This window comes from Desulfoconvexum algidum, from assembly GCF_055382125.1.
The window spans coordinates 4,269,953-4,282,156 of sequence record NZ_AP042394.1; the positions used below are offsets into that span (position 1 = coordinate 4,269,953).

At 45.6% G+C, this 12,204-nt stretch carries 15 protein-coding genes; 1 reads left to right on the forward strand and 14 read right to left on the reverse strand.

Going from position 1 to position 12,204, the window contains the following annotated elements:
• Positions 1–56: 56 nt before the first annotated feature.
• The 12 genes from ACZ45G_RS19350 to coaE form a co-directional block, all read right to left on the reverse strand.
• Positions 57–1,202 (reverse strand): 1-deoxy-D-xylulose-5-phosphate reductoisomerase, encoded by a 1,146-nt coding sequence (locus ACZ45G_RS19350; RefSeq protein WP_464172139.1) that lies wholly within the window; start codon positions 1,200–1,202, stop codon positions 57–59.
• Positions 1,199–2,029: a phosphatidate cytidylyltransferase gene (locus tag ACZ45G_RS19355; protein WP_464172140.1), complete on the reverse strand. Its 831-nt coding sequence runs from the start codon at positions 2,027–2,029 to the stop codon at positions 1,199–1,201. Before ACZ45G_RS19355 ends, ACZ45G_RS19350 begins: the two co-directional genes overlap by 4 nt.
• A complete protein-coding gene (locus ACZ45G_RS19360) occupies positions 1,996–2,766 on the reverse strand; it encodes an isoprenyl transferase (RefSeq protein ID WP_464172141.1) in 771 nt (256 codons plus the stop codon). The genes ACZ45G_RS19355 and ACZ45G_RS19360 overlap by 34 nt, the downstream gene beginning before the upstream one ends.
• Positions 2,756–3,313: a ribosome recycling factor gene (gene frr / locus ACZ45G_RS19365; protein ID WP_464172142.1), complete on the reverse strand. Its 558-nt coding sequence runs from the start codon at positions 3,311–3,313 to the stop codon at positions 2,756–2,758. The genes ACZ45G_RS19360 and frr overlap by 11 nt, the downstream gene beginning before the upstream one ends.
• A 95-nt stretch (positions 3,314–3,408) precedes the next feature.
• Positions 3,409–4,131 carry a UMP kinase gene (gene pyrH, locus ACZ45G_RS19370; RefSeq protein WP_464172143.1) on the reverse strand — a complete coding sequence of 241 codons (723 nt, stop codon included), beginning with the start codon at positions 4,129–4,131 and terminating at the stop codon, positions 3,409–3,411.
• A gap of 3 nt (positions 4,132–4,134) precedes the next feature.
• On the reverse strand, positions 4,135–4,731 hold the full coding sequence (gene tsf, locus ACZ45G_RS19375) for a translation elongation factor Ts (RefSeq protein ID WP_464172144.1): 597 nt from the start codon (positions 4,729–4,731) through the stop codon (positions 4,135–4,137).
• Positions 4,732–4,753: 22 nt separating this feature from the next.
• Positions 4,754–5,677, reverse strand: coding sequence for a 30S ribosomal protein S2 (gene rpsB, locus ACZ45G_RS19380; RefSeq protein ID WP_464172145.1), 924 nt, complete (start codon positions 5,675–5,677; stop codon positions 4,754–4,756).
• A 168-nt stretch (positions 5,678–5,845) separates the two neighbouring features.
• Positions 5,846–6,718 carry a peptide chain release factor N(5)-glutamine methyltransferase gene (prmC, locus tag ACZ45G_RS19385; RefSeq protein WP_464172146.1) on the reverse strand — a complete coding sequence of 291 codons (873 nt, stop codon included), beginning with the start codon at positions 6,716–6,718 and terminating at the stop codon, positions 5,846–5,848.
• Between the two features lie 6 nt (positions 6,719–6,724).
• On the reverse strand, positions 6,725–7,789 hold the full coding sequence (prfA, locus tag ACZ45G_RS19390) for a peptide chain release factor 1 (RefSeq protein ID WP_464172147.1): 1,065 nt from the start codon (positions 7,787–7,789) through the stop codon (positions 6,725–6,727).
• A gap of 81 nt (positions 7,790–7,870) precedes the next feature.
• Complete coding sequence (gene rpmE, locus ACZ45G_RS19395) at positions 7,871–8,089, reverse strand: 50S ribosomal protein L31 (protein ID WP_464172148.1); 219 nt, start codon at positions 8,087–8,089, stop codon at positions 7,871–7,873.
• Positions 8,090–8,169: 80 nt separating this feature from the next.
• On the reverse strand, positions 8,170–9,417 hold the full coding sequence (gene rho / locus ACZ45G_RS19400) for a transcription termination factor Rho (RefSeq protein WP_464172149.1): 1,248 nt from the start codon (positions 9,415–9,417) through the stop codon (positions 8,170–8,172).
• 194 nt (positions 9,418–9,611) lie between these two features.
• Positions 9,612–10,262, reverse strand: coding sequence for a dephospho-CoA kinase (gene coaE, locus ACZ45G_RS19405; RefSeq protein WP_464172150.1), 651 nt, complete (start codon positions 10,260–10,262; stop codon positions 9,612–9,614).
• A 134-nt stretch (positions 10,263–10,396) separates the two neighbouring features.
• On the opposite strand from coaE, the gene ndk reads away from it, so the two are divergent.
• Positions 10,397–10,816, forward strand: coding sequence for a nucleoside-diphosphate kinase (gene ndk / locus ACZ45G_RS19410; protein ID WP_464172151.1), 420 nt, complete (start codon positions 10,397–10,399; stop codon positions 10,814–10,816).
• A 108-nt stretch (positions 10,817–10,924) separates the two neighbouring features.
• Here ndk and ACZ45G_RS19415 read toward each other — a convergent pair whose 3' ends face one another.
• Positions 10,925–11,368 carry a PPC domain-containing DNA-binding protein gene (locus tag ACZ45G_RS19415; protein WP_464172152.1) on the reverse strand — a complete coding sequence of 148 codons (444 nt, stop codon included), beginning with the start codon at positions 11,366–11,368 and terminating at the stop codon, positions 10,925–10,927.
• Positions 11,369–11,375: 7 nt separating this feature from the next.
• The gene (gene larE, locus ACZ45G_RS19420; protein WP_464172153.1) at positions 11,376–12,197 is read right to left on the reverse strand and encodes an ATP-dependent sacrificial sulfur transferase LarE; all 822 of its coding nucleotides are present in this window, start codon (positions 12,195–12,197) and stop codon (positions 11,376–11,378) included.
• Between the last annotated feature and the right edge of the window lie 7 nt (positions 12,198–12,204).

A 12,204-nucleotide genomic window follows, 5' to 3' on the forward strand; every position in this document is an offset into this window, starting at 1 on the left:
TCACTTTTTTTTCTCTTTTATATCTCATTTTCATATCTCATTTTCATATCTCTCTTTTATATCAGGGACTTGGCTGTTTCCCTTGCCCACTGATCGGCTTCAATAATACCTGAAAGATCAGGATTGTCAATGCGACGATGAAGTCCCATGGTATTAGAAATTATGTTAAAGATATCCAAAAAACCTATCCGCTGTGCAAGAAAGGCCTGAACCGCAACCTCATTGGCTGCATTCATCACCGCTGGCAAGGTTCCTTTTTGTTTACAGGCTTCAAAAGCAAAGCCCAGGGAAGGAAATTTATCCACATCAGGTGGATCAAAGGTCAAAGAGCCAAGAGTTGTAAAGTCAGGAAAATCAGCACCCAGATCAAGGCGACCAGGCTGGGACAATGCATAGGAAATGGCCGCCTTCATGTCCGGAACTCCCATCTGGGCAATAACGGACCCATCCTTGAACCCTACCATTGAATGAACAATACTTTGAGGATGAACCAGAACCTCAATGTCATCGGGAGAAACGCTAAACAAATGAACCGCTTCAATAACCTCAAGGCCTTTGTTCATTAGGGTGGCCGAATCAATGGTGATCTTGTGCCCCATATTCCAGGTGGGATGATTCAGGGCATCTGCAAGGGTAATACTTGAAAAGTCTTTACCGGGGCGGTGTCTGAAAGGTCCACCGGAAGCGGTCAGAAAAATGCGTTTAAAATCCTTTGTTTCGTTACCCCGCAGACATTGGAAAATAGCCGAATGTTCACTATCCACAGGCAAAATATCCACCCCGTTGGCCCGGGCCTTTTCCATGACAATCTGTCCTGCCATGACAAGGGTCTCTTTGTTGGCCAGACCGATTTGTTTTTTGGCCTCAATGGCGGCAAGGGCCGGTTTTAATCCAGCAGCCCCCACCATGGCCAGTAAAACAAAATCCGAAGATTTCCAGGCAGCGGCCGTCACATAGCCCGATTCCCCATATAGGATTTCAGGTTTGCAGTTCCCGGTCAGGGACCTGGCCAGTTCAAAGGCTTTTGTCTCGTCTAATACCACCACCATTTCAGGTTCAAATTCTTCAATCTGCCGGACCAAAAGCGCAATATTATTCGCTGCGGTCAAAACCTTGACATTAAACAGATTTGGATACATTCTGACGACATCCAGGGCACTGGTGCCGATGGATCCGGTGGATCCCAATATGCTAAGCTTCATATCACAAAGACCAGGTAGACATAGAGAACGGGAACCGCCAGCAGCAGGCCGTCAATCCGGTCCAGCATCCCCCCATGTCCCGGCAGAATCCGTCCGGAATCCTTAATATTGGCAGCCCGTTTCATGGCGGACTCAAACAGATCCCCAATCTGGCCTGCCACTGCCACCATAAAGGAGCAGGGGATGGTAAGCAATGCCAGATGAAAGCTGTCAAAAAAGACAAGGGAAAAGCTGAAACCCAAAACCATGGAAAAGACAATCCCCCCAATGGACCCTTCAATTGTCTTGTTGGGACTGATATTAGGGGCAAGTTTGTGTTTACCAAAAAAAGTGCCGGTATAAAAGGCGCCGGTATCATTGGCAAAGATAACAATCAAAAGCCAGAGGATCCAAAGGGTTCCGCCGTCCAGGTCCTTAAGAAAAACCAATAGAGAAAGGGAAACGGGAATATAAACAATTCCCAGCACCTGTTTGGATATGATATCAAAAACATGGGGGTCAGAGGGAAAACGGGCGAGGACAAAGATGGACAGGATCAATAGATTCAGGGCAAGGACCAGAAACAAAACCTGCCAGGACCCCAGACATGCCCCAATGACAAGCGCCATGGAAACGGCATAGGAAATTAGTTTAAGGGTATGGGAAGCCGGCGCTGTATCATTGCCAAAAGAAGTCCGACCCAGCGCAATCCGCAGGTATTCCCGGACAGAAGCCACTGAAACGGTTGATACCATAACAGCCAATAGGAGGGTATTTCCTCGTATGAGAATCCATAAAACAAGGGGGCCAAGTATTATTGCGGTGAGCCATCGTTTAAGGTGTTGCATTTTACTCGACCGAACCGTCGGTCCCTTTTTTGAAAGTTTATTAAAATCTCATTAAATTCTTCTCTTGTAAAATCCGGCCACAGGGTTTGGGTAATAAACAGTTCTGAATAGGCGGCCTGCCACAGCATAAAATTGCTGAGCCGAAACTCCCCGCTGGTTCTGACGATCAAATCAGGATCCGGCATCTGCCGGGTATATAGATGATCGGAAATCATTTCTTCATTAATGTCTTGGGGTTGAATGAGGCCGGTTTTTATTTTCCGGGCAAGGGTTTGAACCCCGTCGGTAATCTCCTGACGGCTACCGTAGCTCAGGGCCAAATTTAATACCATACCCTGATTATTGCGCGTCAATTCCACGGTTTTATCCGCCTCTCGCCGGACATCTTCAGGCAGTTTTTCTTGTTGCCCCAATATGTTCAGCCGAACGCCCTGTGAGATCAGCTCATCCCGTTCAGAGACCAAAAATTTCTTTAACAACATCATCAATGCCGAAACTTCGATCTTTGGCCGTTCCCAGTTTTCAGTGGAAAACGCATACAAGGTGAGCATTCCAATGCCCATCTCCCTTGCAGCGGTTACAATGGAGCGAACCGTCTGGGAGCCTCTCTCATGGCCTTTAACACGGTTCATCAGCCGCTTTTTGGCCCAGCGGCCGTTGCCGTCCATTATCATGGCAACATGGAAAGGAAGTTTTTCCGAATCAAGCCTATCGTCTTGTATCATATCAGACTTCAAGGATTTCCTTTTCTTTGGCGGAAAAAATATCGTCTAATTTTTTAATATATACATCGGTCAAATCCTGAACCTGTTTTTGACCCTTAAAACTGTCATCCTCGGAAATGTCTCCTTCTCGTTGAAGATCCTTAAGCATTTCATTGGAATCTCTTCTGATATTTCGGACAGCGACTTTATAGTCTTCGCAAATTTTGGAAGCACTTTTGGCTATTTCTTTTCTTCGGTCTTCAGTCAGGGGGGGAATGGAAATCCGAATTAATTTGCCGTCATTGGAAGGCGTAAGGCCAAGGTTTGCCTTATGAATTGCCTTTTCAACCTCATTGATAACACTTATATCCCAGGGCTTAACCGTGATCAACCGACTTTCTGGAATGGACACAGTGGCCATCTGGGGAAGAAGGGTCTGTACGCCATAATAATCGACTCTCACTCCGTCAAGTATTGCCTGAGATGCTCTACCAGTACGGACCTTTGTCAATTCCTTTTCAAACGCAATTTCAGATTTCCCCATCCTGTCTTTGGTTTCTTCGAGCACTTCATTTATCATAACAATGCATCCTAAAATAAGAGGTAACAACTACCAACAAGAACTATTATCAGAAAAACAGTCACATTTCACTGATAATAGTTCTTGGGGTGAACTTATTTATTATATATCCGGGTACCGATATCCTCGCCCAAGACGGCCTTATAAATATTATCGGCCTTGTGAAGATCAAACACCTGGAGGGGAAGATCATGTTCCATGGCAAGGGAGATGGCAGTCATATCCATTACATGCAATTGTTTTTCAATAATGCGCATATAGGAGAGTTCGTCAAATCGAACTGCATCATTATGGACCACGGGGTCCTTGTCATAGACACCATCCACCTGGGTTGCCTTAAAAAGAATTTGAGCCCGGGTCTCATGACCCCGTAACACAGCAGCTGTATCTGTTGTAAAATATGGGTTGCCCGTCCCTGCAGCAAATATAACCACCCGGCCTTTTTCAAGATGACGGATTGCCTTTCTCCGGATAAACGGCTCTGCAATTTTGTCCATTCTAATGGCAGACTGAACCCGGGTGGGCACCCCGCATTTTTCCAGTGCATCACAAAGGGCCAGGCTGTTGATCACGGTTGCAAGCATTCCCATGTTATCAGCAGAAGTCCTGTCCATACCCGCAGAACTGCCGGCAACTCCCCTGAAAATATTCCCGCCGCCCACAACCACAGAGATTTCCACCCCCAGTCGATAGACCTTGGCAATTTCTTCGGCCACATAATGGATCATTTCAGGGGTGATGCCAAAGCCCTGATTTCCCATCAGGGCTTCGCCACTCAGTTTAATCAGAATCCTTTTAAACTCAGGCTTTTTCTCCAAGATTTATTCTCCTATTTGGAAACGTACAAATCTTTTAATCTGAATATTTTCGCCAATTTTTGCAATGGTTTCTTTGAGGACATCTGTAATGGTTTTCTGGGGGTCTTTGACATATTGCTGGCTCATCAGGCAGACCTCTTTGTAAAATTTTTCAATTTTACCATCTACAATTTTAGCAATCATCTTTTCAGGTTTGCCCTCTTCAAGCATCTGAGCGGTATAAATTTCCCTCTCTTTTTCAATAATTGCCGGATCCACATCCTCGGAAGCCAGACCCGCTGGATTTGCAGCGGCAATATGCATGGCAATATTTTTTACAAACGTTTGGAAATCGTCTGTTTTAGCCACAAAATCAGATTCGCAATTCACTTCAACAAGAACACCCAGTTTTGAGCCGGTATGGATATAAGAATAGATAAGGCCTTCAGAGGTAGAACGCCCCGACCTTTTTGCTGCCTTGGCAAGCCCTTTTTTTCTCAAAAGATCCACTGCCGTTTCATAATCACCCTCTGCTTCGGCAAGGACCCGCTTACAATCCATGATACCGGATCCGGTCGCAGCCCGAAGTTCTTTTACCATTGCTGCAGAAATTTCCACCATTTTATTTTGCTCCTATATTATCTTATTCAGTCACTTCTTTTGTTGCATCAACTGCTTCAACGGCTGGGGCAATAGTTTCTGTTGCTTCAATATTTTCAACGGCTTCTGTTGCTTCAACCGGTGCGGTTTTTCGAATAATTTTTTCAACCACAGGGCCGTCTGTGCCATCTGAAAGCACTTCAACGCCCACTTTTTCCTCAAGTTTTTCAGCTGGCCGGCCTTCTGCTTCACCCTTATCAGATTCAGCATTCTGCCGTTCCTGATAAATCTGGTGACCTTCAATGGTGGCATCGGCAATACGGGAGGCAAACAAACGGATAGATCTGATGGCATCGTCATTACCCGGGATAACAAAATCGATATCATCGGGATCACAATTGGTATCGACAACAGCAACAATGGGAATTCCCAGACGTTTTCCCTCTTTAATGGCAATGGCTTCATTTTTAGGATCAATGATAAAAATAGCACCGGGCAGGCGTTTCATGGTGCTGATACCACCGATGGAAAACTCAAGTTTTACTTTATCCTTGAGCATTTTGGCCTGTTCTTTCTTGGGATAATTTTCAAGGCTTCCGTCATCCTCAAGGGACTTCAAAAAATGAAACCGGGTAATATTATTCTTAATGGTCTGGAAGTTGGTCAACATCCCCCCCAGCCATCTGTTTTCAACATAAAAAGACTCAGAACGGTTGGCTTCTTCATAAATGGATTCAGATGCCTGTTTTTTGGTGCCCACGAAAAGAATATCCTTCCCTTCTGCGGCAACCCCTTTGATAAAATCATGGGCTTTTCTATACATCTTTACTGTCTGCTGAAGATCTATGATGTAAATACCGTTTCTTGCACCAAAGATATATTTCTTCATCTTCGGGTTCCATCGTTTTGTCTGATGTCCGAAATGAACACCTGCTTCCAAAAGCTCTCTGATTGTAATGTAAGCCATTTGTTCTCCAAATTAAATTAATGGTTTTTGCTACCTTCACCCACTTCAACCCTGAAAATCGACTCGATTAAAAGCACCTGATTCCAGGTCCATGGATGTGCGTTTTTACTTGTTAAAACAAAATCCCGATTTATATATCAAATAACGACAGGATAATCAATCCATTTTTTAACCCATTTTCCTAACAACTACCAGCCGGGTATGTCCGGCCAGATCTTTTATAAATTCAATCGGTTCATATTCAAAAAAAGTCTCAACAATAGCTGCCACCCCTTCTTGCTGATCAAACCCCATCTCAATGAGAAGTGTTCCCCCGGGAACCAGGCAAGCCCTTGCCCTATCCACTATTTCCCGGATAGAATCAAGCCCGTCCCCACCGCCATCCAGGGCCAGCATGGGTTCATGAAGTTTTATCTCAGGTGCCAGATCTTGAATGTCTCGTGTGGGTATATAAGGCGGATTGGATAAAATCAGATCAAATGATTCCCTAAGGTCAACGGCATCAAGCCAGGACCCCTGAAAAAATCGGATGGGCGTTTCGGCCAGCAAAACAGCATTCTGTTTTGCAGTCTCCAGGGCAACAGAAGATAGGTCACAGCCGAAATAAACATGCCCGGGGCAGGCTTTGGCCAGAGATATCACAATGGCGCCCGATCCCACCCCAAGTTCCAGTACTTTTTTTTCCCCGGAAACAGCCTTACCGCGCCCCAAAAGGCCAATGGCTGTTTCAACCATCACCTCGGTATCAGGCCTCGGTATCAACACCCCTTTTTTAACCTGAAAATCGGATTCATAGAAGCCTTTTTCGCCGGTAATGTAGGCAACCGGTTCCCGCCCGATTCGCCGCTTGAGCAAGGTTTTAAACCGGGTAAGCTCAGCCTTTTCCAGGGGCCTGTCATGCTGAAGATAAAGATCCAGACGCCGAATACCAAGGCTGAAACCAAGAAGGATCTCGGCGGTGAGCCTGGGGCTGTCTATGCAATGGTCTTTAAAATAGGATTTTGTCCAGGTAAGAAGTTTGATGATGGTCCAGTCAATCAATGAGCTTTACCCCATATCTTTTAATGACTGGGCCTGGTTATAGGCTGTAAGTTCATCGACAATTTCTTGAATATCCCCTTCCATAATGCTGTCCAGCCGGTAAAGGGTGAGTCCGACTCGATGATCGGTCATCCTGCCCTGGGGATAATTATAAGTTCTAATCCTGCCGCTCCGATCTCCGGTACCCACCTGGCCCTTCCGATCGGCAGCCCTTTTTGCGTCTTCTTCTCTTATTTTTGCGTCCAGAACACGGGACTTAAGTACTCCCATGGCCTTTTCCTTATTTTTGTGCTGGGATTTTTCATCCTGGCAGGTGGCCACCACCCCCGTGGGAATATGGGTAACTCGGACAGCAGAATCCGTGGTATTAACCGACTGGCCGCCAGGACCCGACGCCCGGAACACATCCACCTTGATATCGGACGGGCTGATGTCAACATCAACATCCTCGGCCTCGCAGAGAACGGCCACGGTCACAGCAGAGGTATGAACCCGCCCCTGGGTCTCGGTGCTCGGAACCCGCTGCACCCTATGGGTGCCGCTCTCATATTTGAAACTGGAAAAAACGCCTTTCCCCCGGATAAGGGCAACCACTTCCTTGAACCCGCCGGAACTAGACCCATTTTTTTCAACAATTTCAACTTTCCAGGATTTTGACTCCGCATACCGGGAATACATTCTAAAAAGATCCCCGGCAAAAAGACCGGCTTCTTCCCCACCGGTGCCCGCCCTGATTTCAAGGAGGACATTCTTTGCATCCCTGGGATCTTTGGGTATTAAAAGAAGGTTGATCTGTGCGTTCAAATCAGCAATCTGACTTTCAAGATTAGGAATCTCTTCCTTTGCCATACTGCGGATATCAGGATCATCATCCCTTAAAAAAGCTTTTGCTTCCGCAAGCTCGCCTAAAAGCCCTTCATATTCCCTGAACACCGGAACAATCTTGTTAAGCTCTCCATGCTCTTTTAAATACTCCTGATATTTTTTCTGATCACCAAGAATACTGGGGTCACTCAACAACTGCTCCACCTTGATAAATCGCTCTTCAATGCCTTTTAATTTATGAATCATATTGTATCAACCCTATTTACAAACGCAAAAGGGGCGCTTTGAAGAAGCCCCCTTTTTCGGTTTTCTGGATTGTTTTCGCCTTTAAACGAGTTTAGACGCGTCAAACCCTGCATATTTCTTTTTAAAGCGATCAATTCTGCCGGCAGAGTCAACCAGTTTTTGTTTACCCGTAAAAAACGGATGGCACTGTGAGCAAATTTCAACCTTGATATTTTCTCTTGTGGATCCCACCTCAAATGTTGCGCCACATGCACAAGTAGCTGTTGTATTTGTGTACTTGGGATGTATGTCTTTTTTCATTTTCTGTAAAACTCCTTACCAACCCTTATCCAAGGGTCTTTATTAAAAATAATAGATACAAATCCTATCCTATCTTATTCTTATGAATTCATCAAATCAAGGAACTCAGCATTATCCTTTGTTCCTTTCATTTTTTCAAGTAAAAACTGCATACTATCAACAGAATTCAAACTTGACAACAATTTTCTCAAAATCCAGACCCGGTTCAAAACCGAGGGATCCAGCAACAGTTCTTCTTTTCGGGTTCCAGACTTGTTCATATCAATGGCCGGATAAATTCTTTTATCCGCAAGTTTTCTATCCAGAACCAGCTCCAGGTTACCCGTTCCCTTAAATTCTTCAAAAATAACCTCATCCATCCGACTGCCGGTATCAACCAGAGCCGTAGCAATAATGGTCAGGCTGCCGCCGTCTTCAATATTACGGGCAGCACCAAAAAACCGTTTGGGCCGGTCAAGGGCATTGGAATCCACCCCACCGGAAAGAATTTTACCCGATGGTGGCATCACAGAGTTGTAGGCACGGGCAAGACGGGTGATGCTGTCCAGGAGAATGACCACATCATGGCCCTGCTCCACAATCCGTTTGGCTTTTTCAATCACCATTTCCGCCACCTGAACATGACGCTCCGCAGGTTCATCAAAGGTAGAACTCACCACTTCAGCATCAACGGAACGGGCCATATCGGTTACCTCTTCCGGCCGTTCGTCAATGAGAACGATCATGGGGATGATATCCTTATGGGCCTTGATCATGGAGTTGGCAATATTCTGCAACAGCATGGTCTTACCCGCCTTGGGCGGCGACACAATCAACCCTCTTTGACCGAATCCAATGGGACACATCATATCCAGCACCCGCATGGAATAATTATCTGATTCCGCCTCAAGCATCATCTTCCGCTCGGGGTAAAGGGGCAGAAGGTTATCAAACAAAATGGTCTCGGCAGCAAGATCCGGATTCTGAAAATTCACCGCCTCCACTTTGAGCAGGGCAAAATATCTCTCGGAATCTTTTGGCTGGCGTACCTGACCTGAAACAGTGTCTCCGGTTCTCAGGTTAAACCGCCGAATCTGGGAAGGTGACACATAAATATCATCGGGGCCGGGAAGATAATTGTAACCGGCCGCCCTTAAAAAACCAAATCCGTCCGGAAGAATCTCAAGGGTGCCCTCTCCGTAAACCTGGCCGCTTTCTTCAACACTGGCCTGGAGCAAAGCAAAGATCAAATCTTGTTTTTTTAAACCGCCAAATCCCTGAATTTTAAACTCTTTTGCAAGTTTTGACAGCTCACTTATTTTCATTTTATTAAGGTCTACAAGATTCATTCGATCTCCCGGTTACTTTCTCTTTGGTTTGTTTTTCATTGATTTATTGTATTGTATTGTAGGGTTGGTTTTTTTAGGACGTTGTTTTTTTTAGGAATACCTTTTTGATTCTGATAATCTGGAAATATCGATATTTTGTGGAAAAATAGACAGATAATCGAAATTCATTGTATTGTCACTTGATAATTAAAATATTATGATTTTATTGTCAAGAATTCTTTTTTAATTTTAGTGTAAAATTTTTCAACAGATTCAAAGAGTTCACCCGGGTTTCCATTATTTTCAATCGCATGATCTGCCTGGTTTATTTTTTCTTCCTGGGCCATCTGCAACGCCAGCATCTTTTCAGCACTTTTTGCTGCCACCTTATCCCTATTGGAAATACGCGCCACCAAAGCTTCCCGGGTTGCCACCACCACCACCGTCACATCAAATTTGGCCGCCATTCCCAACTCAAACAACAGCGGAACCTCCACAGCACAGGCAGGCTCTCTATCATAAACAGCGGTCTCCATCTGCAACACCATCTGCGCAATAATAAGGGGATGCAGCAAGGACTCCAGCTGCCGGCGCAAATCAGGCCGGTTGATCATCATATTTCGTAGCCTTGCCCTGTCAAGGGTTTTGTCCTGCTTGACCACATCCGGTCCGAAACAAGACACCACCCCTTCATAGGCTTTTTGCCCGGGCTCAACTATCTGCCGGGCAATAAGGTCACAATCAAAGGTCACAAGTCCAAGGGTTTTAAGCCCCTGACAGACCAGGCTTTTACCGGAGCCAGCCGATCCTGTCACCCCAATTTTCAAAATATTTTTCACCCGGGCACATCCTATTTTTGTGTTCATTTAACCGCTATTGGCTTGTCCTTGCAGCCCATCGCATAAAGATTGACTTATAATATGGTGTTGTGCTATTTTTCAAGCCCATTTTAAAAGAAACAGTTAAAAAACCAATTAATAATAAACAAAAGGAAAGAAACATGGAAAGAACACTCTCAATTATCAAACCCGATGGGGTTCAAAAAAATGTTATCGGTGAAGTCGTCAAACGGTTTGAAACCGAAGGGATTAAAATCGCCGCAATGAAAATGATTCAATTGTCCAAACCCCAGGCCCAGGGTTTTTACGCGGTTCACAAGGAACGACCTTTTTTTGATAGCCTCACCGATTTCATGACCTCGGGTCCCATTGTTGTCATGGTCCTTGAAGGGGATGACGTTATCGCACGAAATAGAAAGCTCATGGGTGCCACCAATTTTAAAGATGCCGACGAAGGCACCATTCGGAAAGATTTTGCAACGGATATTGAAAAAAATGTGGTCCATGGGTCTGATGCCCCTGAAACAGCTGCATTTGAAATCGGTTACTTTTTCAACGGCCTTGAAATTCAGAACAGATAACCTAGGTTCCAGTGCCAAGCAGACCGATCAAACGACCCTGAAGCGCAGGGAGAAAATAACAACCCCTTCATGCGCTTCAGGTTAGAAATTTTACCCCCCCCCAACTTCTCATGGAACCAGCAAATCAAATCCCGTTGCCCTATCTTTTTTCCGCTTCCCTGTTGAATCTAAAAGCTCATACAAGATGACCTCCATTACATGCCACACCCGCACCCCATTTCGCACACAACCCGTAATGGTTGACCCTCCCCGGCCACATGCCATGTGCAGATGAAGCACTGGTGTTCCGGCTTCATCGGGAAACAAAGTGCCGGTGCCAGCCACTTCATGGACATTGTCCAACACCCGGGTTTTCGGAACAATGATCGGTGCCCGGCCCTGTTCCGGCCCGGTTACAATGGTGCTGCCTGCATCTGCCCCACCCAGAACAATCATGGAAGCCGCCATGATCCCCTGTTTTCTGGCAAAGGATTCAATAACTTCATGAACCACATCCCCGTCCTCAAGTCGAAGGACGAACACCCGCCCTGATTTTGCCTCTGAATATTTCATTTATCTCTCATTGTTTTTTAAATTTATTCATATTCCCTGTTTTATAACCTTCAAGATCACAGGCGACATATTCGAATCCAATTTTTTTGAACCCCCGGGATATCGTCCGACGCGTATCCCCCTCCATAAGGGAAGAAAAGCCTTCAGGATCCATTTCAATCCGGGCCATATTTCCGTGACACCGCACCCGAAAGTCACGAAACCCCAGTTTCCGCAAAAAGGATTCCCCCCGGTCTATCATCCCAAGTTTTTCCCGGGTAATCAGATCATGATAGGGGATCCGAGTCGCCAAACAAGACTGGGAGGGCAGGTTCCAGGTTTCAAGCCCCATCTGCCTTGAACATGCCCGGATCTCTTTTTTTGAAAACCCGACCTCCACCAGGGGCGCCAGAAAGCCCAATTCTTTTGCCGCCTCAAGTCCAGGCCGGTAATCCCCTAAATCATCCATATTAACAGCATGTAAAAGGGTGTCAATTCCATTCTTGATAGCTGTTTCCCGGACCAGGGAAAAAATTTGGGTCTTACAAAAATAACACCTTTGAGACGTATTGCGGACCACCCGGGCCTCGCCCAGAATATCCAGATCCAGACAGATATGGTCCACCCCCATGGTGTCAGCCAGTTTTTTTGCCAATAACTTTTCTTCTTTGGTAAAAAACTGGGAGACCACCGTGATAGCCAGAAGCTTTTCAGGCACAGCTTGCTTTGCCATTGCCAGAAGAAAGGTGGAATCCACCCCACCTGAAAATGCCAGGGCTATTTTCCCCATTCCTTTTAATTGTTTGGTTAGAATTTCAATTTTATCAATACCTGCCGGTGATCTTTCCATTTATTTG